Source organism: Bordetella ansorpii, assembly GCF_900078315.1.
GTDB classification, from domain to species: domain Bacteria; phylum Pseudomonadota; class Gammaproteobacteria; order Burkholderiales; family Burkholderiaceae_B; genus Bordetella; species Bordetella ansorpii.
Genome location: NZ_FKBS01000029.1, coordinates 851283 through 873833, shown reverse-complemented (window position 1 = coordinate 873833; position 22551 = coordinate 851283). Strand labels below are relative to the sequence as shown.

General features: G+C 66.3%; 25 protein-coding genes. 15 read left to right on the top strand and 10 right to left on the bottom strand.

Annotated elements, in window-relative coordinates; all coding sequences use genetic code 11:
• From A7W11_RS28615 to A7W11_RS25635, 7 genes are all read left to right on the top strand, one after another.
• Positions 1 to 233 (top strand): hypothetical protein (locus A7W11_RS28615; RefSeq protein ID WP_218188630.1); only part of this gene is annotated, 233 nt, incomplete at its 5' end.
• A gap of 58 nt (positions 234 to 291) precedes the next feature.
• Positions 292 to 2166, top strand: a complete 1875-nt coding sequence (locus tag A7W11_RS25665; protein WP_066420837.1) for a GDSL-type esterase/lipase family protein — start codon at positions 292 to 294, stop codon at positions 2164 to 2166.
• Complete coding sequence (locus A7W11_RS25660; protein ID WP_066420835.1) at positions 2163 to 2888, top strand: hypothetical protein; 726 nt, start codon at positions 2163 to 2165, stop codon at positions 2886 to 2888. Before A7W11_RS25665 ends, A7W11_RS25660 begins: the two co-directional genes overlap by 4 nt.
• Before the next feature lie 286 nt (positions 2889 to 3174).
• Positions 3175 to 3690 (top strand): N-acetylmuramoyl-L-alanine amidase, encoded by a 516-nt coding sequence (locus A7W11_RS25650; protein ID WP_066420829.1) that lies wholly within the window; start codon positions 3175 to 3177, stop codon positions 3688 to 3690.
• Between the two features lie 9 nt (positions 3691 to 3699).
• The gene (locus A7W11_RS25645; protein ID WP_156523233.1) at positions 3700 to 4197 is read left to right on the top strand and encodes a hypothetical protein; all 498 of its coding nucleotides are present in this window, start codon (positions 3700 to 3702) and stop codon (positions 4195 to 4197) included.
• The gene (locus tag A7W11_RS25640; protein WP_156523232.1) at positions 4181 to 4687 is read left to right on the top strand and encodes a hypothetical protein; all 507 of its coding nucleotides are present in this window, start codon (positions 4181 to 4183) and stop codon (positions 4685 to 4687) included. The genes A7W11_RS25645 and A7W11_RS25640 overlap by 17 nt, the downstream gene beginning before the upstream one ends.
• Positions 4684 to 5208 carry a DUF2514 family protein gene (locus A7W11_RS25635; RefSeq protein ID WP_162270310.1) on the top strand — a complete coding sequence of 175 codons (525 nt, stop codon included), beginning with the start codon at positions 4684 to 4686 and terminating at the stop codon, positions 5206 to 5208. Before A7W11_RS25640 ends, A7W11_RS25635 begins: the two co-directional genes overlap by 4 nt.
• A gap of 354 nt (positions 5209 to 5562) precedes the next feature.
• Here the strand turns inward: A7W11_RS25635 and A7W11_RS25630 are convergent, their stop codons facing one another.
• From A7W11_RS25630 to A7W11_RS25595, 8 genes are all read right to left on the bottom strand, one after another.
• The gene (locus A7W11_RS25630; protein WP_066420817.1) at positions 5563 to 6261 is read right to left on the bottom strand and encodes a hypothetical protein; all 699 of its coding nucleotides are present in this window, start codon (positions 6259 to 6261) and stop codon (positions 5563 to 5565) included.
• Positions 6262 to 6579: a hypothetical protein gene (locus A7W11_RS25625; protein ID WP_066420811.1), complete on the bottom strand. Its 318-nt coding sequence runs from the start codon at positions 6577 to 6579 to the stop codon at positions 6262 to 6264.
• 416 nt (positions 6580 to 6995) lie between these two features.
• Positions 6996 to 7655 (bottom strand): SOS response-associated peptidase, encoded by a 660-nt coding sequence (locus A7W11_RS25620; RefSeq protein ID WP_066420809.1) that lies wholly within the window; start codon positions 7653 to 7655, stop codon positions 6996 to 6998.
• A 292-nt stretch (positions 7656 to 7947) separates the two neighbouring features.
• On the bottom strand, positions 7948 to 8385 hold the full coding sequence (locus A7W11_RS25615; RefSeq protein WP_218188629.1) for a lysozyme inhibitor LprI family protein: 438 nt from the start codon (positions 8383 to 8385) through the stop codon (positions 7948 to 7950).
• A gap of 155 nt (positions 8386 to 8540) precedes the next feature.
• A complete protein-coding gene (locus tag A7W11_RS25610) occupies positions 8541 to 9299 on the bottom strand; it encodes a DUF6683 family protein (RefSeq protein WP_066420806.1) in 759 nt (252 codons plus the stop codon).
• Positions 9300 to 9483: 184 nt separating this feature from the next.
• Entirely contained in the window at positions 9484 to 10257 is a 774-nt protein-coding gene (locus A7W11_RS25605; RefSeq protein ID WP_066420803.1) for a DUF6683 family protein, read from the bottom strand.
• A gap of 199 nt (positions 10258 to 10456) precedes the next feature.
• The gene (locus A7W11_RS25600) at positions 10457 to 10873 is read right to left on the bottom strand and encodes a PaaI family thioesterase (protein WP_066420802.1); all 417 of its coding nucleotides are present in this window, start codon (positions 10871 to 10873) and stop codon (positions 10457 to 10459) included.
• 21 nt (positions 10874 to 10894) lie between these two features.
• Positions 10895 to 11692: an IclR family transcriptional regulator gene (locus A7W11_RS25595; protein WP_066420798.1), complete on the bottom strand. Its 798-nt coding sequence runs from the start codon at positions 11690 to 11692 to the stop codon at positions 10895 to 10897.
• 206 nt (positions 11693 to 11898) lie between these two features.
• Here A7W11_RS25595 and A7W11_RS25590 point away from each other — a divergent pair, with 206 nt between their 5' ends.
• The 4 genes from A7W11_RS25590 to A7W11_RS25575 all read left to right on the top strand — a co-directional run bounded on the left by A7W11_RS25590 (position 11899) and on the right by A7W11_RS25575 (position 17067).
• Positions 11899 to 13473: an acyl-CoA synthetase gene (locus A7W11_RS25590; protein WP_066420796.1), complete on the top strand. Its 1575-nt coding sequence runs from the start codon at positions 11899 to 11901 to the stop codon at positions 13471 to 13473.
• A 41-nt stretch (positions 13474 to 13514) separates the two neighbouring features.
• Positions 13515 to 14657: an FAS1-like dehydratase domain-containing protein gene (locus A7W11_RS25585; RefSeq protein ID WP_066420794.1), complete on the top strand. Its 1143-nt coding sequence runs from the start codon at positions 13515 to 13517 to the stop codon at positions 14655 to 14657.
• Between the two features lie 51 nt (positions 14658 to 14708).
• Positions 14709 to 15911, top strand: coding sequence for a CaiB/BaiF CoA transferase family protein (locus A7W11_RS25580; RefSeq protein WP_066420792.1), 1203 nt, complete (start codon positions 14709 to 14711; stop codon positions 15909 to 15911).
• Positions 15912 to 16095: 184 nt separating this feature from the next.
• The gene (locus A7W11_RS25575; RefSeq protein ID WP_066420790.1) at positions 16096 to 17067 is read left to right on the top strand and encodes a Bug family tripartite tricarboxylate transporter substrate binding protein; all 972 of its coding nucleotides are present in this window, start codon (positions 16096 to 16098) and stop codon (positions 17065 to 17067) included.
• A 9-nt stretch (positions 17068 to 17076) separates the two neighbouring features.
• Here A7W11_RS25575 and A7W11_RS25570 read toward each other — a convergent pair whose 3' ends face one another.
• Positions 17077 to 17367, bottom strand: coding sequence for an addiction module antidote protein (locus tag A7W11_RS25570; protein ID WP_066420787.1), 291 nt, complete (start codon positions 17365 to 17367; stop codon positions 17077 to 17079).
• On the bottom strand, positions 17364 to 17690 hold the full coding sequence (locus A7W11_RS27725; protein WP_156523231.1) for a type II toxin-antitoxin system RelE/ParE family toxin: 327 nt from the start codon (positions 17688 to 17690) through the stop codon (positions 17364 to 17366). The genes A7W11_RS25570 and A7W11_RS27725 overlap by 4 nt, the downstream gene beginning before the upstream one ends.
• A 228-nt stretch (positions 17691 to 17918) precedes the next feature.
• Here A7W11_RS27725 and A7W11_RS25565 point away from each other — a divergent pair, with 228 nt between their 5' ends.
• From A7W11_RS25565 to A7W11_RS25550, 4 genes are read left to right on the top strand one after another with little or no spacing between them, the layout of a single operon-like run.
• Entirely contained in the window at positions 17919 to 19133 is a 1215-nt protein-coding gene (locus tag A7W11_RS25565) for an ABC transporter substrate-binding protein (RefSeq protein ID WP_066420785.1), read from the top strand.
• 20 nt (positions 19134 to 19153) lie between these two features.
• Positions 19154 to 21049 (top strand): ABC transporter permease, encoded by a 1896-nt coding sequence (locus tag A7W11_RS25560; RefSeq protein WP_066420779.1) that lies wholly within the window; start codon positions 19154 to 19156, stop codon positions 21047 to 21049.
• On the top strand, positions 21046 to 21816 hold the full coding sequence (locus A7W11_RS25555; protein ID WP_066420778.1) for an ABC transporter ATP-binding protein: 771 nt from the start codon (positions 21046 to 21048) through the stop codon (positions 21814 to 21816). The genes A7W11_RS25560 and A7W11_RS25555 overlap by 4 nt, the downstream gene beginning before the upstream one ends.
• A complete protein-coding gene (locus tag A7W11_RS25550) occupies positions 21813 to 22541 on the top strand; it encodes an ABC transporter ATP-binding protein (RefSeq protein ID WP_066420777.1) in 729 nt (242 codons plus the stop codon). The genes A7W11_RS25555 and A7W11_RS25550 overlap by 4 nt, the downstream gene beginning before the upstream one ends.
• The last annotated feature ends 10 nt before the right edge of the window (positions 22542 to 22551 follow it).

Sequence of the window (22551 nt, the reverse complement as noted above, 5' to 3'; positions counted from 1 at the left end):
GGGGGGGGGCGACTCTCGCGTTGTTGCAGCGTGAGCCGAGGACTGTGCCGCTGACCAGGCAGGACGGTTCGTTCAACCCTACTCAGTACGTCATCGGCGTTGGCAGCAGCCCGCGCGGATTGACTGCGTTCCTCTTGACGGAGAAAGACGCGGCCAACGGGGATGGGACCTTGCCTTTGTCTGGCATTAACTACGACGACAGGTACTACGAGCGCGATCGCGACTTTGCGTGAGCCGATCTACGACACATACAGTCCCGCCATGAGCGGGGCTTTTTATTTTTGAGGCGCTATGGCGACGACTTACCCCACGCGGCAGACCCTGCAGGACGCTAGTCAGGACGCAGAATCCCTCGGGAAACTGTTGAATGACCCGGTTGGCGCTCCCAATGTGAATAGGGCTGGCAACGATCTGAAAAACGTGGCCACGTGGTACATGGAGGTGCTGGATTCGGCTACCAGTGGTGGCAATCAGGAGATCTACACCACGTACACCCAGATGCTGGCCGACACCGGTCAGCCGGTGCCCACTATCGGCCGGGTGCTGAGTGATCCAGCTCCAGAGCGGCGAGGCTTCTACAGTTGGAACGGTCCTGGCGGTGGGGGCTGGGTGTGGCTGGAGCCGCAGCCTGCCAATCAGGGCGATGTCGATCAGTTGGCCAGCGATCTGGCTGCCAAGGCCGATCAGACCGCGTTGGACGCTACCGCCGCGGTCGCTGACGGCGCGCTCGTTGCTGCGGATGCAGTAGAGCGTCGCACCCAAGGGGTTGCATTCAGATCCTCGACGTCTGCCGACGAGTACGGTCATGTGGTGACGACCGTCAACGGGCGCGCGCTGTACGGTGTGCGCCGGAGCGACAATTTTCTGACTACCCCGAAGGGCGTGCGCGCGCCAGTGCTCGATGGCGACGCCGTGCAGATCGGTGCGCAGCGGATCGTGACCACCGCCCCGGGCGCCACGTATCTGGATGGCCTGGTCACCAACAACGGCCGGCTGCTGTGGGGATACCACTCGGGCATGCGGACGCTGGTGGTCGATGGTATTCCGCTCAGCATGCAGCGCGGCATGTTGTCTGGCGATTGCTATTACGTGGGCGACAGCATCCTGCAGTACGGCATTGCATTCTCCGGCCCCAATGCCAATGGCACGTCGTACGCACCGTGCCTGAGTGATCAGTCGTGGCCTGGCTGGGCGCTGCTGTACTCGAATGGCCGTGTGCAGTACGCCGGCCAGAATGCAGTCGCCGGGTACACCGCGGATCAAGTGGGGCGCAATTGCATTCCGGCGGCACTGGCCGCGAAACCTACGTTCTGCGTGGTGTCGTGCGGACGCAATGACGTGCTGCAGGGCCTGGATGTCGATCTGGTCACGATCCCGGCATTCGAGTCGATTTTCCGCCGACTGCGCCAGGCAGGCATCATCCCCGTGCTGTGCACGATGAGCGCGCAGGGGAACGGCGGATTCGACACGCGCCGGATCGCCGAGCATCGCATCAACAACTACCTCCGGGCCTATGCGCGCCGCTACGGCTACCCGCTGGTCGACATGCATCGCGTCACGGTGGACCCTGCGACAGGTGACTGGCGCTCGGGATACTCGCAGGATGCCAGCCATCCCAATGCCGCCGGTGCGCGGGCGATGGGCGCTGAGTTCGCGAGGGTCATGGGCGATTGGATCTCACCGACCGAGCCTATCCATGCGGATGAGCAACTGGCCGTGGGCCTCTCCGCGAACGTGGTTCCCAACGCGCTGTTTCTCACAGCCAGCGGGGGCGAGGCAGACGGTTGGATGGCCGATATCGCGGGTGACGTGGCGATCGAGACCGACCCCGCAGTGGTCGGGAATGTCTGGCGGCTGGGTCAGGCGGGCGAGACCCAGCGCTCGCTCACCGTAGCGGTCACGTCCGGAGCGAGCTACACGCTCGGGTTCTATGCGTCGGTCGGCAACCCCGCACTGGCGCAGGTATACGCGCTCCGCGGCGGGCCCACCTCGACCATCCACCTGGGAGGGCTACGCCGCTGGTCGACGCCTATCGATGGCATGCGGTATTTCAGCTACGAATTCACCGTCACCGGCGGGTCCACGTCGGCCACCATCGTCCTGCACAGCAATGCGGCTGATCTGCGAGTGGCGCAGCTCGGCATTTTCCAGAGAGTGATTCGATGACGATCCAGATTTCCGACTACTACAGCAACGACCTGGACCTGCCGATGGTCCATATCACCGATCACTCGCTGATCACGCCCGACAGCGTGGCCGTCTGGCCCATGCGGTCGCTGGAGGACATAAGCGGCAATGGCAATGCGCTGGTGTGGCCTGGCGGGGCATTCGATATCGATGGCGCGGGCGCCGTGCTGACGACGGCGAATCCAATCGCCACGCCAGTCGCGGAGACCGATGAGATGACCGTGCTGATGGTCTATCGTATCGACAGCAGCACGTCGCCGTCCTCGATGCTGCTGGGCAATCTGACGCCGGCGACAGCACCCTACGCGGGCGTGCGCCTCGCCTACAACTATCAGTCGTCGACGGGCAACTGGCTCGCGTCGACCGGCCTCTCGTCCCCCGCCACGATCATCGCCTCCAATGCCATTCCCGCGTCGGGTGCGTGGGTGGCGCATGCCTACACGACGTCGACGGCGCGTGGCCGCATCCAGCACGTGAGCAGGTCCGGAACGGTCGTGTCCTCGGCATTCAGCCAACGCGCCCTGGGGGGCGCACTGTACCTGAATGGCCTCCCGGCGTCCGTGCCGAGCCAGGTGCAGACGGGCAATGCCGGGTATCTGGGCTACGTCGCGATGTACAGCCGCGAGCTGGATGTGGGGGAGATCGTCGACAAACTCGGCTACATGGTGACGCTCATGGCTGAGCGTGGAGTGACCGTCTAGAAAAGCACAGCGTTCAGCGCCAGCTCAATCTGCTGATGCCGAATGATTTCGGCAAGCGCCGCCTCCACTGCCCCATCATCAGCCGTGAGCCCTCTCAGTCGGCAGAGGGCGTGCGCAGCCTTCGTCAGGCTCTCTATTGAGAGGCCAATGGATCGTGCCAATTCATCGGTTACGAGCAAATCCGTTCTCCTGCGCCTATTTTTTGGAAAAGAATAATCGAGTCACCTGAGTTTGACAATTATGTTTCAGCCCGCCTCGAGCGGGCTTTTTTACGTCTGGAGATTACATGCGCACCATCATCATCACCGCTGGCCACAGCAATACTGATCCCGGTGCCGTAGGCAACGGCGCCACCGAGGCGGCCGTCGTCACTGAGTTCCGCAACCTGCTGGCCGCGTCCCTGCGCGCCCGCGGCGTCGAACCGATCACTGATGGTCAGGGCGCCGTCAATCTGCCGCTGCGTGACGCGATCCGCCTCATCACGCCTGGCGCGGTGGCCGTCGAGTTCCACTGCAACGCCGGCCCGGCCAGCGCCACGGGCGTGGAGACCCTATCGCAGGACCGCCACATGGCCCTGGGGCGCGCGCTGACCGGCGCCGTGTCGGCGGTGCTGGGCATCCGCGACCGTGGCGCCAAGCCCGAGGGCAGCGGCCAGCACCAGCGCCTCGGATTCGTGCAGGCCGGCGGCATCATCCTGGAACTGTTTTTCATCAGCAACGCCGACGACCTGGCGCGCTACCAGGAAAGCAAGGAAGCGCTGGCGGACCGCATCGCCGACGTGCTGATCGCCGCGGCCGCATAAGGAGGCCACGTGGCCACACTCGAAAACATGGGGATGATGCTGGCGGTGGTGGGCACGGACGTGGGCGCCATCGCGGTATCAGGAGATGCGTTGAGCGTCGGCCAGATCGTCGCGTACATCGTGACGATTCTGGTAGGCGGCGGCGCCGCGTGGAAGGTGTTGCCGATTCTGCTGGCCAGGCTGTCCGTGACACTGGCCGGCGCGAAATCGGAGCAGGGTGCGATCGAGCGGCTGGAGAGGCAACTGGCGGCAGAGCGGCAGAACGCTGCGGCCGAATTGGCGGTGGCTCGCCAAGAGGCGGCCCAAGCGCGGCAGGACGCCAACACCGCCTACAAGGAACGCAATGACATCCTGCGCGAGCTGGGCGACGTGAAGGCGCAACTGGCCGGTTTGACCGAACGAGCCACGGCTCAGGCCCAGACCATCGAGCGGCAGAACCAACTGATCACGGAACTGACCGCACAGATCCAGAAACTGAACGAGGCTGTCCATGGCAAAAATTCTTGAATGGTGCGGGTGCCGACACCCGCGCGTGGTGCGCTGGCTACTCGGCGTATACGCGGCCGCGCTGGTGTTGGCGATTTTCGTGGCGGGCTATGCCATGGGGTCGTTGGTGGCGTGGAGCGATGCGGGGCAAGCGATCGCGCAGCAGCGCGAGGATTATCGCCGCTCGCTGGCCGCGCTGACCGACAAGACCGCCGGCGCCGCGGCCTCCGCAGCCAGCGCGGCCGGCCAGGTGCAGGAGATCGCTGGCCAGGTGCAGGAGGTCGCCGAGGGCGTGCAGCAAGCCGCCGCCACAGCCGAGCAGGCCGCTCGCACGGCGGGCAGTGCCGGCACGACGGCGCGTAATGCCGCCACGACTGCCCGGTCTGCTGCATCCACCGCCAAGAATGCCGCCAGCGCCGCTGGCACGGCAGCCCGGCGCGTCGACCAAGCCGTGACGCCGCCGGCACCAGCCGAGCAGCCCGACGCTCCGGCGTGGCTGGACACGCCATGATGGCCGCACTGGTGGGGTGGCGCGGGTATGCCGCAGCGGCTGCGATTGCTGCCCTCATCGCTGGAGCCGGCGCATGGACGGCGCAGCAATGGCGCTGGGACGCGCGTATGGCCCGCGTAGAGCGCGATCAGGCCGAGTACAGGGATCAGCAGGCCAAGGCCACAATTGCAGCCGTAGAGGCCGCCAGGGACGAGGAACAGCGGCGCACTGCCGCAGTGGAGAGAGAACGCAATGACGCCCAACAACGCGCGGCCGCTGCGGCTGCTGATGCTGATGCCGCTACTGTTGCTAGCCGCCGGCTGCGGCAGCGAATCGACGCGCTGGTTGCCGACGCAGTCGCCCGCAATTCCGCCGTTGCCGACGGAGGCCCGTCAGCCGGAGCCCCCATCGATATGCTCGCCCACGTGCTCGGCCAGGCTATCGATACTGCTGGAGAACTGGCTGAATATGCCGACCGGGCGCGCAACGCCGGATTGACATGCGAGCGGGCGTACGATGCGGTGCGAGCCGCAACGCCCTGACGACTATGACGCCTGGCAGGCCTGGGTGCAGGACCAGGTGCTGGTGCTCTGGGGAGTGTGTGCGGCCAGGCACCGGGAGACCGTCGCGGCGTGGCCGAAATAGGCGTGTGTCAATTTCGATCCTGACTCGCCGGAACCAGGGAGCCGTTCATACGGGCGATCTCGATCATCAGCAGTTTCCAGGCCATGGGAGGGATGGCGCGAGTTCCGCCCTCCCAGTGTTGGACGGTGCGCAGTGGGCTGCACACCAGGTCCCCAGCCTGTGTCTGTGTCAGACCAGCGGCGAGGCGCAGGCCGATCCATTCATCGGGCGTGGGCCGATACCACGCGCCGACGTTGCTACGGTTGGGGTGGTTAGGCACGAGGGGGGTTCCATGGCCAATTCATCGTCATCGGGTTCAGCGGCTCGGCTGGAATTTGCCCACTGGTCGGGGTGAACTCGGCCGGCTCCGAATAGCCCGCCTGGGCCATAGGCGATCCCCGCTGTCCGCGGTAGAACGTATCTGCCAAATCAAACCCGTAACTGCGCCCTGGGTACTGCTGCCCTCTATCCAGGGAGCGGCCGGCCACCATGTCGTAAACGCGCAGCGGGCTGAGTTTCTTTACGCCGTACTCTTTTGCCGCTTTTACTGCGCCCAGCGCGGCATCGAAATAGTCCGCCCAATCGTGGGCCTGCGCGATGCGCAGGAACCGAGCGGCATTTGCATCGCCGCGCCTGTTGGGCTCGCGATACACGGATACGCTGGCCAGCGCCTCAATGAGACCTGGGTTTGGATCTGGCGGATAGTCAGCAGTCGACTCCGGATCGTGTTCCGGCAGTTTTCCCGGGATCATCCCGAGGGGTTGCGCCCTCGCAATGATCCCCCAGAACACGGCGCTGGGGTTTACCCCGAATTCGTCCAGCAGCGGGTATCGACCATGTGCGACGAGCCGAACCGCATCCTGGAGGTTTTTGGCTCGGTCGATGGCGCGGTAACCCTGAGGGCTCGACCGAGACAGTTCAATCGCGCGCTTGGCCGCCGCATAGCGGCCAGGGATCATTTGGTAGGCCATTTAGCTCAACCGAACGTCGCGGTGTTCGATGATCTGTTCCAGCGTCACGCCGTTGCCGTTGTGATTGCGGGCGCCCTCGAAATCGGCAGTGTGAAACAACACGTCGCCCTGGGCGTCCAGAACGTCAGCGCCGCGGCCATGCGACAGATCGGCCTGCTCGACCAGGGTTTTGCGCAGGGCGGAAAACGTGCCAGCTTCGATGGGCATGCCAGCGTACGTTTTCGTGGTGGCGTTCACGTCGATTTTGCGGATATGGTAGGTCATTGCAATCTCCAGCCCCTGATAACCCGAGGCGCGGCGCATGGTGTCGATCACCATGGATGAATAATACGCCCATTGGTCGTATTGCGCAATAGTAGGAGAAACCCTACTCAGCGTCGCCTCTCGGCGGCTCCGGAGCGCTGAACTCAGGTGCGAACCAGCCGCGCGCGTGGCGTTCGTCCCGATAAACCACCTCGTCATCAGCGCCGATTTCGCGCTCCCAGAACGCACAGCCGCGGTCCATGCCGTGGATAGTGGTAGGCCCATGTTTCCCGCGGCAGGTGATGTGCCTCCCTCCATGCGAGAACTCGCCCAGCCAACCGCTGCACGTCCAGCAGCCGCCGCCTGGATGGCGGGACATCATGGCCTGGTGATTGACCTGGCCGTGATCTGGAGGGGTGGGTTTGCGGGGCATAGCTGGATACCTGTATGGATATCCAGTATAAACAGGAGATGCTTCGCCGGAAATGTCCCTATTTGCTCGGCTCGGCCACCAGCAACTCGGCAGGATACGGCTGGAGGAAATCGCGCGCCTCGTCCGGGCCGGCTGCCAGCCAGTCGCCGTAGGCTCCCTCGGGCAGGATCACGACCGACCGTCTCTCGTCGGTGGGCCGGTGGTAATGCCGCCACAGCGGATGGGCGTCTGCGTTGATCGTCAGCATCGTGTACGACTCGCGCCACTGCCCGGCCGCGTCGCGGTATCGATCCCAGATGCCGGCAATGCCCAGGGGCTCGCCGTCGCCCCGTGTGAACCTGGTGGGCACGGCTTTTCCGCTGCGCCAGTCCGGCTCGAAAACGGCATCGGCGGGGATGATGCAGAACTGGCCGTTCTGCCAGGCGTGCTTGAACGTGAACGACCTGGCCACCGTCTCGCTGCGCGCATTGAACGTCGACAACTTCTCGGCCTTGGCCAGACCCTCGGCCCGTGTCTGCGCCGAGATTAGGCCCCAGCGCGCCGGCACGAGCTCACGCGCGGGCACCGCGTCGTCGCCCGAATCCCATTCGCGCGGTCGGCGGACGAACTCGCCCATATACCTGGGCCAGAGATCCCACGGCGGCGGGGGCAGGTTGGCCACGCCGAATTTCTTCTCCAGCTTCGCTCGGTCTTTGACGGCTTGATAGTGTGAACACACGTGATGATCTCCACTGATGCTGGGATGTAACTCAGTCTAGCAGCGGCGTCTGACGGTGGTTGTGTTGGGGGACTTTTGGGGGACCTGGGTATCCAGATCGGTGCAAAACAGTGCAGAAAGGGGGAGTTAAGCAGATCCGCAATGTTAATTAAATCAACTGGTTAGCGCCGACCTCAAGGCTACGAACCAAGGGGTCAGGAGTTCGAATCTCTTCGGGCGCGCCAGTTTCAAAGTAAAAGGGTCTCCAAATCTGGAGGCCCTTTTCTTTTTCGGCTTGTCTTTGTGCCCGCTGCTATTGCGGCGTCGTCGGGCAGCTCAGGTCGCCTTCCTCGCACTGCATATAGCTTTCCAGCGTTTCCACGCGGCGGCGCGTCTGCTGTTCCAGGCATTGCGCCGTCACCAGCGGTTGCGCGGTGCCGCCCGTGGTGCCCGCGCTGACGAAGGCGCATTCGGCGTCGCGAAAGCCGATCCACGCGCGCTGCGCCCGGCGCAGGTTCTCGGCGCGGGCCGGGTCCTTCTTCAGCCGTCCCATCAGCTTGTCGTAGGCCGTATTCAGTTCCGCATCGGTGGCCTTGTAGGCCTCTTGCGAGCACTGATTCATCTCGGCCTGGGTCGTGGCGTTGTCGCACGGCATGGCCGTGGCAGCCCGCGCGCTGCCCATGACGGCGCCCGCGGCAAGGCCGATAGCGAAGGACAGGGCCAGGGTCAGACTCAAATTACGCTCGCGCATGCCGGGCTCGCTTTCGATGGAAGACGTGGGCTGCGCCACGGAAAGCCTGGCCTTCCGGCGTGCAGCAGTCGATCCATTCTATGGGCGGTGATGCGCCGGAGAGGGCAAGCGGACCTTTCCCTTTGTTTCAGCGCGATGCTGGGGATGCCGCGCGCTCAACGCGCGCCGGCGCCCTGGAATCCCTGCGCCGTCAACGTCATCGCCGACAGATCCACGCCCATGCGCCGGGCGCCCGTGGCGGCGGCCTGGCCAACGGCCTTCAGTTGCGCGGGATCATTCTTGGCGTGTTCCATGGCGATGTCGATCAGCAGCGTGTGGACGGTCAGGGCCTCGGCCATTTCCTGCTTCAACGCGGCGCTGGCGCCGGTCAGCTTGGGGGTGTTCAGCATGGCTTCGGCGGCCTGTTGCTTGACCGCCGTGTAGACGCTGGCGGAGCGGGTGCCCGTGTTGCCGTGCGCGGCGTCCCAGGCGCTGATCCACCACATGGCATAGGTGTCCGCGACGCTGTCGGGATTCAGGTTTCTCTGCCGCATGGCGGTGGCCAGTTGCGGAAATATCCGTGGCGCCTGGGCCGCCAGTTCCTTGACGGCGGGATCGCCGTTCGAGCTTGCCACGAAGCGAGCCAGGTTCTGCTTGCGCCGGGCGGCCGAAGGGGTGAACGTCAGTGTGGCGGAATGCGCCTGCGTCCGCGCCGGGGGTGAGGCATTGCCGGTGCGCGAGCGGTTCCGATCCTGGCTGATGCCGGTGCACTTGCCGCCGGGGCAGGGATTCATCACCACGGGCAGTGTGATGCCCGATACCGCCATGGGATTGATGTATTGAGCGGGAGCGGGGCTGCTGGCCAGCAGCAGGGCTCCCGATGCCGCAAGCAGTGTGCGGCGCACGGCGGCGTACAGGGCTCCGAGCGTCTGCATGATGTCTTGCTCTTGATGGAGGCGATGTGCGTTGCGGGGTGGGAGGCGAGCCTGCGCGTCAGCGCCGGGCGGGCCCCGTGCAAGCGTCGTCAGGGGCGCCGTTGATGCGATCGCCGGAAGCGTCAGCCGCCGATGACCTTGCGTCCGATTGCCTTCACCAGTGTTTCCGCGTGCGCGCGCGCCATCAACGCAGGCCGCGCGCGCTCAACGCCATCTGGCGAATGTCGAATCCGAACGTATTCTTCGCGCCCGACACGGCCGCGTTCTGCACGGCGGCCATCAGACTGGGTTGCGCTTTCGCCGCATCCACATATTGCGAAATCATGATGGCCTGGATGATCATGGCTTCCGACAGTTCCTGCTTCTGCGCATCGCTCGCTTTGCGGAAGGCGGGCGTGGCCGCGATGGCGGATGCCACCTGGTCGCGCACCGCGCGCATCGAGGCGCGGTCCGGGTCTTCCGAGCGGCCCCGGGAAGCCAGCCATGCCGACATCAGGTACACGGACGTGGCATCGGCCACATTGGTGGCGGTCAGGCCGTAGGTCTGCATCCACTGGTCGGCCTTGCCCATCAGGTCTTCGGTCTTGAATACGTGTTCCAACTGGGCCGCGCCTTGCGGATCGACGGCGCGGGAGCGCTCGACGAAGCGCGCGTAGTTGGCGCGGCGCACGGCGGCGGAAGGACGATACGTGAACAGGGGATCGCTGCTGTTGACCGAGCCACGGCCGGGCGCCTGCATGGCGGACGACAGCGAGCGGGTATTCAGCCCTGCCTGGGACTTGCCGCGTTCCGCCGCCTTGGCGCGGCGCTCCAGGTCGTATTGCACGGCCGCGTTCGCGGTCCATCCCACCATCAGGCCGGGATCGAGCGCGGGGCCGATATCCTGTGCCCGGGCCGCCAGCGGCGCGGTCATCAACAGGGCGGCCAGGCTCCAGACTTGCCAATGACGGGCGGTCATGAGGACGCATCTCCTGAGTCGGATCGGGCGGCCCTGCATGACGAAGCGGCGGCCGCGGAAGCACCTTGGCGATTCGCTGCCGATCATACCCAAGCAGTTTGGCGATCCGGCGTCGTGCCGGATTTTGTTGCATTTTTCTTAGGCCGGCGTGCTGTTTCAGGCAGTCGCCCTGCCGTGAACGTGCACCGCGTGCAGGCTGCTATGTCCTGGGCGCCAGGATCTTGATGATGGCCTCGGCCGATGCGCAGGGCTTGCCGTCCACGCTCAGTTCGCCCGTCACGAACATCAGGCTGCTGGCGCGATGCTTGACGCGGCCCTGCACCACCATCAGCGATCCTTCGCGCACCGGCGCGAAGAACTGCGTGTCCAGTTGCACCGACACGCAGGGCACGCGGCCGGCCTGGTCCCAGGCCATGGCGCTGAGCGACTGGTCGAGCAGGGTGGCGATCATGCCGCCGTGCACGATGCCGGCCAGGTTCAGATGGCGGGCGTCGGCGCGCATCGCGTACAGGCGTCCGGCGTCCGTCATGCGCGTGTACAGCGGGCCGACGTGGCCCGTGAAACCGCCCAGGTCGTGGCGGGTCCAGTCCTGCAGGTCGTGATCGGATGAGGTCATGTGTGGGGTTCCGTGTTGAACTCAGCGCAGCAGTTGCCGCGCGACGTCGGTGGCGGCGGCCTGCATGTCGGCGATCAGCGCATCGGCCTGCGCGCCGTCCATGGTGTGGCTGACGCCCGCGCAGACGATGGTGTGGGTCAGCCGGCCCGACAGATCCAGGATGGGCACGGCCACGATGGTGACGCCGCCGATGTAGTCGCCGCGGTCCTCGCTGTAGCCCTGGCGGCGCACGGTATCCAGCTCTTTGCGCCAGCTGTCGATGTCCACGGGATGCTGCCAGCGCAGTTGCCGGAAGCGCTGCGCGATGGCTTCCCAGGGCTCCGCGCTGTAGGCCGCCACCAGCCGGCCGGTGGCGCTGATGAGCCCCGGAAAGCGGCTGCCGACATCCACGTGCAGGCTGAAGGGCAGCGGCGAGCGCGCCAGCGCCAGCACCACCATGTGGTCGAGATTGGGCGTTTCGACGCCGATCGACGTGACCTGCCAGGTGCGGCTGAGCTGGTCCAGGGCAGGCTGCACCACGGTGCGGAACGAGCTGTGCTCGAGCATGCCGCGCGCCAGCGCCAGCATGCCGGGGCCGGGCCTGTAGCGTTTGGCCGAATCGACGTTGACCACGTCCTCGGAAACCAGTGCGCGCAGGATGTGCAGCGCGGTGCTGGGCACGATCTCCAGCGCCTGCGCGATCTGCTTGGCGCTGAGCGGTTCGCCCGACTGGGCCAGCAGACGCAGGATGGCAATGGCGCGCGTGACGGCCGGCACCGGACGGATGCGGGTGCCGCGGGCGGCGCGAGGGGCGGGGGCGTCGGGAGGGGAGTCGGTCATCGGAATCTTGTTATCGGGTCTGCGTCTCGAGTGCTTCGTGGCGCGGTAAGCGCTCGTTCGCCACTTTGCCAGATAAATGGGCTGTCTAATAATTGTACATAGACAATTTAATATTCTATTTGACAATTATAAGCGCGGCGCGCAAAGTGCTTGCCATGCCCAGCCGTTAACGCCCGCCCCGCGGGCCCTGCGAGGAAGCCGCTGTAATGAGCAAGCTGACGGACTACACGACGTACGCGGATGCACAGGCCCATTGGTCACGCGATGGCCTTTGGGACTTGTTCGATGGCAACCGCGAACGCCTGAACATCGCGCACGAATGCATCGACCGGCATGCCGGGGCGGATCATCCCGCCATCGTGCTGGTGCGCGCCGATGGCAATGACGTCACGTTGTCGTATGGCGGTCTCGCCGCCGATTCGTCGCGTTTCGCGCACTATCTGCAGGCCCGGGGCGTGCAGGCCGGTGACCGGGTCGCGATCATGCTCGAGCCGTCGCGGGCCTTCTACGTGGCGCTGTTCGGCACCATCAAGCGCGGCGCCATCGCCGTGCCGATGTTCACGTTGTTCGGCCCGGATGGCGTGCGGCTGCGCGTGCAGGACTGCACGCCGCGGCTGATGGTGACGCAGGCCGACAAGGCGGCCGTGTGCGCCGGCATCGCCGGGCTGGAAACGGTGGTGGCCGATGCGGCGTTCGACGCCGAACTGGCGAGCCATCCCGATACCTACGCCACCGATACCCGCGCCGACGACCTGGCGGTCTTCCAGTACACGTCCGGCACCACGCGCGAGCTGCCCGAGGCGGTGCGGCACACGCACCGCGCCCTGGTCACGCTGATGGGCGCCGCGCTGTACGGCACGGGCTTGCGGCCGGGCGACCGCTTCATCTGCCCGTCATCGCCGGCCTGGGGCCACGGCTTGTGGCACGGCACGCTGGCGCCGCTGGCGCTGGGGCTGACGGTGGGCGCGTACTCCGGCAAGTTCGATGCGGCCCGCCTGCTGCAGGCGCTGGAGCAGCACCGCTTCACCAACATCTCGGCCGCCGCCACGCACTACCGCATGATGCGCAACAGCGGCCAGGCGGACCGGCATCGCTATTTCCTGGACAAGGTCTCGTTCACGGGTGAACCGATGGACGGCGTGACCGAGGAATTCGTCGAAGCCACCTTCGGGCATCGGCCGCGCAGCATGTACGGCACGACCGAGATCGGCGTGATCCTGGCCAGCTATCCCGGCGCGGCGGATTTTCCGGTGCGGCGCGGCTCGCTGGGCAAGCCCGTGCCGGGTTGCAAGGTGATGGTGCGCGATGCCGCGGGCCAGGCCGCGCCCATCGGGCAGATCGGCGACCTGATGGTGTGGCGCCACGACGAATGGCTGCCCACCAAGGACCTGGCCCGTGTGGACGAGGACGGCTACTACTACCACGCGGGCCGCGCCGACGACGTGATCATCTCGGCCGGCTGGACCATGAGCGCGGTGGAAATCGAGGACGCCATCCTGAAGCACCGCGACGTGCGCGAAGCCGCCGCCATCGGCGTGCCCGATGCCTTGCGCGGCCAGGTGGTGAAAGCCTTCGTGGTGTCGCCCCGCCAGCCCGACGAGGCCTTCGTGCAGGAGATCCAGGATCTGGTGCGCTCGCAACTGAGCCAGCACGAGTATCCGCGCCATGTGGCCTTCGTCGAGGAACTGCCCAAGACGCCCGCCGGCAAGGTGCACCGCAAGAAGCTGCGCGAAAGCGAGGCCGCGACGGCAAGCGCGGTCAGCGCAACCGCAAGCGCCTGAACCCCGCGTCGCCGACCAGAACAACCGAGGAGACAACCGCAATGTCGATCAGCACCGAAGAACGCAGTTTTCCCAAGATCACCGAACGCGACCTGGACGATCTGCGCCGCCGCATCGGCGTGAAGATCGGCGCCACGGCCGAGCCCTGGTGCTACGAGGCCACGCGCGACAACATCCGCCACTACGCCCACGGCATCGGCGACGACAATCCGCTGTGGTGCGATCCGGCCTATGCCGCGCGCACCGCGCATGGCGGCATCGTGGCGCTGCCCAGCTTCCTGTTCTCCACCAGCCGCATCGTGTCGGGCTACGTGGGCGGGCTGCCCGGCGTGCACGCCATGTGGTCGGGCGCTGACTGGACGTGGCACAAGCAGGTGCGGCGCAACGACGAGATTTCCACCGAGGCCGTGCTGAAAGACCTGGTCGAGCACGAGACCCGCTTCGCCGGCCGCGCCATCCAGCAGATCTATCACGTCGACTTCTACAACCAGGAGGGCGACAAGGTGGCCGAGGCCGACAGCTGGTGCTTCCGCACCGAGCGCGACCATGCCCGCGAGAAAGGCACCAAGTACCGCGAAGTGCGCGAACGCGCGCCGCGCCGCTACAACGACGCCGAGCTGGCCGAGGCCTACAAGCTGTACGCGCAGGAAGAAGTGCGCGGCGCGGAAAAGCGCTACTGGGAAGACGTGCAAGAGGGCGAGGAACTGCCCGTGATGTTCAAGGGGCCGATGACGGTCACGGGCTTCATCGCCTACGCACAGGGGTGGGGCGGCCTGTACATCCGTGCCAACAAGCTGGCGTGGCGCCTGATCGACGCGCATCCGGGCGTGGGCATCAAGAACCGCTTCGGCATTCCCGACGTGCCCGAACGCGTGCACTGGGAAGAGGACTTCGCCCTGGAGGTCGGCGCGCCCGGCGCCTACGACTACGGTCCCGAGCGCAACTCGTGGCTGACGCACCACCTCACCAACTGGATGGGCGACGACGGCATGTTGCGCAAGTCCCTGTGCAAGGTGCGCCGCCACAACCCCGAAGGGGATATGCTCTTCATCCACGGCAAGGTGGTGCGCAAGTATGTGGAGGACGGCCGGCATCTGGTCGAGATCGATCAGCGAGCCGAGAACCAGGACGGCGAACTGTCGGCGCTGGGCACCGGCGTGGTCGAACTTCCCTCGCGGGGCTGATTCCGCATCACTGACGCGCCGCTTTTGCGGCGGCGCAACGCAGGAGACGGCATGAGCAGCAATCCCTCGGGGAAGGCGCAGCACGCACCCGCGCATGGCGCGCTGGCGGGCGTGCGGGTGGTGGATCTGTCGCGCGTGCTGGCCGGGCCGCTGTGCACGCAGATCCTGGCCGATCACGGCGCGGAGGTCATCAAGATCGAGCCGCCCTCGGGCGACGACACGCGCCGCCTGGGACCGCCTTTCGCGCCGGGCGGCGATGCGGCCTATTTCCAGGCCTTGAACCGCGGCAAGCGTTCGATCGGGCTGGACCTGGGCCGGCCAGAAGAGCGCGAGGTGTTGCTGCGCCTGCTGGAAGACGCCGACGTGCTGGTCGAGAACTTCCTGCCCGGCACGATGGAGCGCTGGGGGCTGGGCTACGAGCAGCATCTGGCGGCGCGCCTGCCCAGGCTGGTGTATTGCAGCATCACGGGCTTCGGCGCCGATGGCCCGCTGGGCAAGCTGCCCGGCTATGACGCGGTGCTGCAGGCCATGTGCGGGTTGATGAGCGTGAACGGCTCGACGCAATCCGGGCCCATGCGCCTGGGCGTGCCGGTGGTGGACCACTTGACGGGCTACACCGCGCTGGTCGGCATCCTGATGGCGTTGCTGGCGCGCCAGCGCACCGGCACGGGCCAACGGGTGGAGGCCACGCTGTTCGACACCGCGCTCAGCCTGCTGGTGCCGCATGCGTCCAACTGGTTCCATTCGGGCAAGGCGCCCGTGCTGACGGGCAGCGCCCATCCCAATATCGCGCCCTATGACCAGTTCGAGGCCAGCGATGGGCCACTGTTCCTGGGCATCCTGAACAACGCGCAGTTCATGCGCTTCTGCCGCGTGGTGGGACGCGAGACGTTGGCCGGGGATGCGCGTTTCGCGTCCAACGCATTGCGGGTGCAGCACGCGGGCGAGCTGCGGGTCGAGATCGAGGCCGCCTTGCGTGAGTTCAAGCGAGACCATCTGTGCGCCGAGCTGATGGCGGCAGGCATCGCGGCGGGCCCGGTCAATACGGTGCCGCAGGCGCTGGAGCAAGCCCACGCCGGGTATCGCGGCATGACGGTGCAAGACGGCGATTACCGGGGGCTGGGCGTGCCCATCCGCCTGTCGGCGACCCCGGGACAACCAGGCGCCGCGCCGCCGGCCTTGTCCGGGAACGAAGAAGCGATCCGCGAGGCGGGCTGGTTGCGGCCGGCACACGCGCGAGGCAACAGGCAGTAGCGGGAAACGGCATCGCGGCGAGGAGGCCGGGATGCCGTGATCCGGATCGCGCGGTACGGCGATCGAAGCGGGTGTGATTCCCGCATGGCGATCACGCACGGCGGACGGTCATCCGCCACGCCGTGCGGCAGCAAGGCAGAACTGCCCCAAACGCAGTCATTACGATAATCAGGAGACATCCACCATGAAACGCATCATGCTGTCGGCCGCCCTGTCGTTGGCGGTGCTGGCCGGCGTGGCGCCGCCCTGCGCGCGCGCTGCCGCCTATCCCGAGAAACCCGTGCGCATCGTCGTGGCCTACCAGGCCGGACAGGGCACCGACGTGGCCACGCGCTACATGGCCGAGAAGCTGTCGGCCAAGCTGGGCCAGCCCTTCATCGTCGAGAACCGTGGCGGGGCGGGCGGCAACATCGGCACCGACATCGTGGCCCGTTCCGAGCCCGACGGCTACACGCTGACGATGGGCACCAACGCCACGCACGCGCTGAACGAATTCCTTTATCCACAGCTGACGTTCGACGCGAAGAAGGATTTCGCGCCGATCGCGCTGGTGGCGACGTTCCCGATGGCGCTGCTGGTGCCGGCGGATTCGAAGATCAAGTCGATCGGCGATCTGCTGGAGGCGGCCAAGCGCGGCAAGGGGGCGGCCGACGTCGGCATGCCCAGCACCACCGCGCAACTGGTGCTGGAGCTGATGAAGGAGCAGAGCAAGGCGCCGCTGTTCGGCGTGCCGTACAAGGGCTCGCCCACGGCGATCAACGATGTGATGGGCGGGCAGATTCCGGTGCTGATCGACACGGTGGCCGTGGCGCGCGCGCAGACGGCGGGCGGCAAGCTGCGCGCGCTGGCGGTGACCAGCGAAAAACCCAGCGATCTGCTGCCTGGCGTGCCCAGCGTGTCGCAGCAGGGCGTGCCGGACTTCGAGGTGATCGCCTGGAACGCGCTGTTCGCGCCCAAGGGCACGCCAAAGGCGGTGGTGGACACGTTGAACCAGGCCGTCAACCAGATACTGCAGGAGCCCGAGACGCGGGCGCGGCTGCTGCAGTTGGGGTATGAGCCTGCGGGCGGCAGCCCGAAGGACCTGGCGGATTTCGCGGATCAGGAGCGCGCGAAGTGGGGGCCGATCATCAGGAAGGCCGGGATACGGGCGGGATGATGCGGGCGATCAGGCGGGCGTGACGCTCAGTCGCAACCCCACGGCGTGCAGCACTTTGTTGATGGTGGCCAAGGTGGGGTTGCCTTGTTCGGAAAGCGCACGAAAGAGGGTCTTCTCGCCCAGGCCCGCTTCGCGGGCGATGTCGGCCATGCCGTGGGCCCGGGCGATCTGGCGCAGCGCGACCAGCAGGGCCGCGGGATCGTTCAACTCCATAGCGGCATCGAGATACGCCGCCGCCTCGACGGGATCCTGCAGCGCCTGGACGGCGGATGATTCGTAGTCCTTGTCGCGGGAGATCATGGGTTGCCTCGGTGTTTCCAGTCTTGAAGATAATTCAGGGCGTGTTCTATCGAAGCACGTTGATCGGATTTATCGCTGCCACATAGCAGTAGAACGATGACAGGCCCCTGGCGGCTGAAGTAAGCGCGATATCCCGGTTTATGGTCGATACGCAATTCCTGCAAGCCTTCGCGCAACGGCTTGCAATCGCCTGGGTTGCCCGTTTGCAGCCGGGCGAGTCTTGCCCGGATGCGCGCTCGGGCCTGTACATCGCGCAGCGACACCAGCCATTTTTCCAGAGGGCATTCGCCCGTTGCCGTTTGGTAGAGTCTGAGTGCAAACACGATGGTATCTTTAAAAGTACTGTTTGGCTATGGATGCTGAAGCCGTTGCGCTCAAACATCGCTGTTGCCCTCCGAGCCCGGATTCAATCAGTTTTGGCGGGTTCACGAGAGCGCATGCGTGTCGAAATGCTCACTTCAGCGGCCATGAAACCCCGGCCCAACCCCGCCTCGGTATACTTCCGCGAGGCCTCAAAGGCCGCAAAGATGAACGCGCCTCGGGGGAAAAACATGAGCGGCCGTATTCGCAGTCTTCGTCTTTTCGCAGCAGCCGGCCTTCTGGGCCTGTCCACGTTCGCCGCGTCCGCCTGGGCGCAGAGCACGATCAAGATCGGCGAGATCAACAGCTACAAGGCGCAGCCCGCCTTCCTCGAACCCTATAAAAAGGGCATGCAGCTGGCGCTGGACGAGGTCAACGCGGCGGGCGGCGTCAATGGCAAGAAGCTGGAACTGATCATCCGCGACGACAACGCCAACCCGGGCGAGGCCGTGCGCGCCGCCGAGGAGTTGGTGTCGCGCGAGCGCGTGGACGTGCTGACGGGGTCGTTCCTGTCGCACATCGGCCTGGCGCTGACCGATTACGCCCGCCAGAAAAAGATCTTCTTCCTGGCCAGCGAGCCCCTGACCGACAAGATCACCTGGGAAAACGGCAACCGCTATACGTACCGCCTGCGTACCTCCACTTACGTGCAGGCCGCCATGCTGGTGCCCGAGGCCGTCAAGCTGAACAAGAAGCGCTGGGCCCTGGTCTATCCCAACTACGAGTACGGCCAGTCGGCCGTGGCCACCTTCAAGGCGCTGATGAAGGCCGCGCAGCCCGACATCGAGTTCGTGGCCGAGCAGGCGCCGCCGCTGGGCAAGGTCGATGCCGGCAGCGTGGTGCAGGCCCTGGCCGATGCCAGGCCCGACGCCATCTTCAACGTGCTGTTCGCCGCCGACCTGGCCAAGCTGGTGCGCGAAGGCGAGACGCGCGGCCTGTTCAAGGACCGCCCGGTGGTCAGCGTGCTGAGCGGCGAGCCCGAATACCTGGATCCGCTGCGCGACGAAACGCCCGAGGGCTGGATCGTCACCGGCTATCCCTGGCAGTTCATCGACACGCCCGAGCACCAGGCCTTCCTGAAAGCCTACCAGGACAAGTTCAAGGACTATCCGCGCCTGGGATCGGTGGTGGGCTACAGCGCCATCAAGTCGCTGGCCGAGGGCATGAAGCGCGCGGGCTCCGCCGACACCGAAGCCCTGATCAAGGCCTTCGCCGGCCTGAAGCTGACCATTCCGTTCGGCCCCATCGAATACCGCGCGCTGGATCACCAGTCCACCATGGGCGCCTATGTGGGCAAGCTGGGCAAGCGCGACGGCAAGGGCATCATGGTCGATTTCCGCTACGTGGATGGCGGCTCGGTGATGCCGCCGGACGACGAGGTCCGCAAGCTGCGCAAGGGCGACTGAAGCCCGCCCGCATCCGCTAGATGGATTTCACCGGTTTCCTCGCGCAACTGCTCAATGGATTGGCCGAGGCCTCGTCGCTGTTCCTGGTGGCGGCGGGACTGTCGCTGATCTTCGGCGTCACCCGCATCGTCAACTTCGCGCACGGTTCGCTGTACATGCTGGGCGTGTACCTGGCGTACTCGGTGGTCGAGCGCGTCGGCGGCACCGCCCTGGGTTTCTGGTTCGGGTTGCTGGCGGCGGCGTTGCTGGTGGGCGTGATCGGCGCAGTGATCGAGATCGTGCTGCTGCGGCGCATCTATCGCGCGCCGGAGTTGTTCCAACTGCTGGCCACCTTCGCGCTGGTGCTGGTGATCAACGACGCCGCCCTGTGGGTGTGGGGCGCCGAAGACCTGCTGGGCCGCCGTGCCCCGGGACTGACCGGCGCCGTCGATCTGCTGGGCCGGCAGTATCCCGTCTACAACCTGGCCCTGATCGCCATCGGCCCCACTGTGCTGGCTTTGCTGTGGCTGTTGCTGACGCGCACGCGCTGGGGCGTGCTGGTGCGAGCCGCCACGCAGGACCGCGAAATGCTGGGCGCGCTGGGCGTGAACCAGGCCTGGCTGTTCACGGGCGTGTTCGCGCTGGGCGCGATGCTGGCCGGGCTGGGCGGCGCGGTGCAACTGCCGCGCGAGCCGGCCAGCCTGGGGCTGGACCTGCGCGTCATCGGCGATGCCTTCGTGGTGGTCGTGGTGGGCGGCATGGGGTCTATCCCGGGCGCCTATGTGGCCGCGCTGGTCATCGCCGAGCTGAAGGCGCTGTGCGCCGGCCTGGGCACGGTCACGCTGCTGGGCATCGAGGTGTCGTTCTCCAAGCTGACGCTGGTGGTCGAGTTCCTGTTCATGGCGCTGGTGCTGGCGGTCAGGCCCTGGGGCCTGTTCGGCCGGCCGCAATCCATCAGCCGCGGTACGGCGCCCGCCGAGGCGCCGCTGCGCCCCGCCTCGCGCCGTGTGCGCCTGCTGGCCCTGCTGCTGCTGGCGTCGCTGATCGCGCTGCCCCTGCTGGACGCCTGGCTGCCGTATGCGCCGGTGCTGGCGCAGGACATCCTGATTGCGGCGCTGTTCGCGCTCAGCCTGCACTTCATCATGGGGCCGGGCGGCATGCATTCGTTCGGCCACGCGGCGTACTTCGGTCTGGGCGCTTACGGCGCTGCCTTGTTGCTGAAGGCCGCCGCGCTGCCGATGCCCGTCGCGTTGATCGCAGGCCCGTTGGCGGCAATGGCCGGCGCGGTGGTGTTCGGCTGGTTCTGCGTGCGCCTGTCGGGCGTCTATCTGGCGATGCTGACGCTGGCGTTCTCGCAGATCGTCTGGTCGGTCGTCTTCCAGTGGGATGGCTTTACAGGCGGCTCCAACGGCTTGATCGGCGTGTGGCCGGACGACTGGTTGTCGGGCCACGCGTATTACTACCTGGTGCTGGCGCTGGCCACGCTCTCGCTGCTGGCGTTGCGGCGCATCCTGTTCGCGCCTTTCGGCTACGCCTTGCGCGCCGGCCGCGATTCGCCCTTGCGCGCCGACGCCATCGGCATCGACGTCAAGCGCGTGCAATGGATGGCGTTCGTGCTGGCGGGCCTGTTCGCCGGGCTGGCCGGCGCGTTGTTCGCGTTTTCCAAGGGCAGTATCTCGCCCGATGCCATGGCGGTCGGCAAATCGGTCGACGGCCTGGTGATGGTGCTGCTGGGCGGCATTCAGACGCTGGCCGGGCCCGTGGTGGGCGCCGCGGCCTTCAACGTGCTGCAGGACTATGCGATGCGGCTGACGGAATACTGGCGCGCGCTGCTGGGCGGGGTGATCCTGCTGCTGGTGCTGGCCTTTCCACAAGGGATCGCCGGCGGGTTCCGGCAACTGGCGCAGCGTATGTCCATGCCGGGGGCTTCTCGATGAACCTGCTGCAAGTCCGTGACCTGGGCAAGTCGTTCGGCGGCGTGCAGGCCGTGGACGGCATCAGTTTCGACCTGGCCGCGGGCGAACTGCTCGCCCTGATCGGTCCCAACGGCGCCGGCAAGACCACCACCTTCAACATGGTGGGCGGCCAGATGGCGCCCAGCCGGGGTTCGGTGCTGTTGGACGGCAAAGAGCTGGCCGGCAAGCGTCCGCGCGACATCTGGCGGCTGGGCGTGGGCCGCACCTTCCAGATCGCGGCCACCTTCGCTTCGTTGACGGTGGCCGAGAACGTGCAGATGGCGCTGCTGTCGCACCAGCGCCGCATTTTTTCGCTGTGGTCGCCGGCGGGCGATACGCATCGTGGCCAGGCGCTCGATCTGCTGGAGCAGGTTGGCATGCGCGACCAGGCCGACCGGCCGTGCAGCGAACTGGCCTACGGCGACGTCAAGCGTGTCGAGCTGGCCGTGGGCCTGGCCAACGATCCGCGCCTGTTGCTGATGGACGAGCCCACCGCGGGCATGGCCACGCAGGAGCGCCGCGACTTGATGGCGCTGGCCAAGCGCCTGGTGATCGAGCGCCGCATGGCCGCGCTGTTCACCGAGCACAGCATGGACGTGGTGTTCGCCTATGCGGACCGTGTGATCGTGCTGGCGCGCGGCCGGCTGATCGCCGAAGGCACGCCGCAGGAGATCCGCCATCATCCTGCCGTGCGTGAAGTCTATTTCGGCTCGGGCAAGACCTTCGAGAAAACGGGAGACGTGGCATGAGCGCGCCAGGCAGCCCCACCGCCGGACCGTTGTTGCGCGTCGAAGGACTGAACGCCTGGTACGGCGCCGCGCATATCCTGTTCGGCATGGATTTCGAGGTGCGGCGCGGCGAGGTCGTTGCGCTGCTGGGCCGCAACGGCGCCGGCAAGTCGACCACGCTGAAAGCCGTGATGGGCATGCTGGCGCGCCGCGCCGGCCATGTCACGTTCATGGGCCGCGACATCTCTCGCCGGCAACCCTACGAGATCGCTCGCCTGGGCCTGGGCTTCGTCCCGGAAGACCGCCGCATCTTCACCGACCTGACCGTCACCGAAAACCTGGAGGTCGGCCGCCAGCCCGCGCGCCGCTGGCTCGACGGCAGCCCGGTGCCGACCTGGACGCCGGATCAGCTCTACCAACTGTTCCCCAACCTGGGCGCCATGCCCGATCGCCCCGGCGGGCAGATGAGCGGCGGCGAGCAGCAGATGCTGACTGTGGCGCGCACGCTGATGGGCAACCCGTATCTGCTGCTGTTGGACGAACCCTCGGAGGGCGTGGCCCCCTTGATCGTCGAGCAGATGGCCCAGATGATCCTGACCTTGAAGGCCCAGGGTGTCAGCATCCTGCTGTCCGAACAGAACCCGCATTTCGCTGGCTTGGTGGCCGATCGCGCCTACGTGCTGGAGAAGGGCCAGATCCGCCAGGAGGGGACGATGGCGGAAGTGTCGGGTGGTTTGGCGCTTTAAATCCGTCTCG

Coding starts and splice junctions, on each gene's coding strand:
- A7W11_RS25560 (WP_066420779.1), top strand. CDS start 19,154: ATGGATTTCACCGGTTTCCTCGCGCAACTGCTCAATGGATTGGCCGAG.
- A7W11_RS25615 (WP_218188629.1), bottom strand. CDS start 8,385: ATGCGCGAGCGTAATTTGAGTCTGACCCTGGCCCTGTCCTTCGCTATC.
- A7W11_RS25635 (WP_162270310.1), top strand. CDS start 4,684: ATGATGGCCGCACTGGTGGGGTGGCGCGGGTATGCCGCAGCGGCTGCG.
- A7W11_RS25665 (WP_066420837.1), top strand. CDS start 292: ATGGCGACGACTTACCCCACGCGGCAGACCCTGCAGGACGCTAGTCAG.
- A7W11_RS25660 (WP_066420835.1), top strand. CDS start 2,163: ATGACGATCCAGATTTCCGACTACTACAGCAACGACCTGGACCTGCCG.
- A7W11_RS25595 (WP_066420798.1), bottom strand. CDS start 11,692: ATGACCGACTCCCCTCCCGACGCCCCCGCCCCTCGCGCCGCCCGCGGC.
- A7W11_RS25625 (WP_066420811.1), bottom strand. CDS start 6,579: ATGGTGATCGACACCATGCGCCGCGCCTCGGGTTATCAGGGGCTGGAG.
- A7W11_RS25550 (WP_066420777.1), top strand. CDS start 21,813: ATGAGCGCGCCAGGCAGCCCCACCGCCGGACCGTTGTTGCGCGTCGAA.
- A7W11_RS25575 (WP_066420790.1), top strand. CDS start 16,096: ATGAAACGCATCATGCTGTCGGCCGCCCTGTCGTTGGCGGTGCTGGCC.
- A7W11_RS25570 (WP_066420787.1), bottom strand. CDS start 17,367: ATGATCTCCCGCGACAAGGACTACGAATCATCCGCCGTCCAGGCGCTG.
- A7W11_RS25610 (WP_066420806.1), bottom strand. CDS start 9,299: ATGCAGACGCTCGGAGCCCTGTACGCCGCCGTGCGCCGCACACTGCTT.
- A7W11_RS25585 (WP_066420794.1), top strand. CDS start 13,515: ATGTCGATCAGCACCGAAGAACGCAGTTTTCCCAAGATCACCGAACGC.
- A7W11_RS25600 (WP_066420802.1), bottom strand. CDS start 10,873: ATGACCTCATCCGATCACGACCTGCAGGACTGGACCCGCCACGACCTG.
- A7W11_RS25640 (WP_156523232.1), top strand. CDS start 4,181: ATGGCAAAAATTCTTGAATGGTGCGGGTGCCGACACCCGCGCGTGGTG.
- A7W11_RS25650 (WP_066420829.1), top strand. CDS start 3,175: ATGCGCACCATCATCATCACCGCTGGCCACAGCAATACTGATCCCGGT.
- A7W11_RS25555 (WP_066420778.1), top strand. CDS start 21,046: ATGAACCTGCTGCAAGTCCGTGACCTGGGCAAGTCGTTCGGCGGCGTG.
- A7W11_RS25605 (WP_066420803.1), bottom strand. CDS start 10,257: ATGACCGCCCGTCATTGGCAAGTCTGGAGCCTGGCCGCCCTGTTGATG.
- A7W11_RS25590 (WP_066420796.1), top strand. CDS start 11,899: ATGAGCAAGCTGACGGACTACACGACGTACGCGGATGCACAGGCCCAT.
- A7W11_RS25565 (WP_066420785.1), top strand. CDS start 17,919: ATGAGCGGCCGTATTCGCAGTCTTCGTCTTTTCGCAGCAGCCGGCCTT.
- A7W11_RS25630 (WP_066420817.1), bottom strand. CDS start 6,261: ATGGCCTACCAAATGATCCCTGGCCGCTATGCGGCGGCCAAGCGCGCG.
- A7W11_RS25580 (WP_066420792.1), top strand. CDS start 14,709: ATGAGCAGCAATCCCTCGGGGAAGGCGCAGCACGCACCCGCGCATGGC.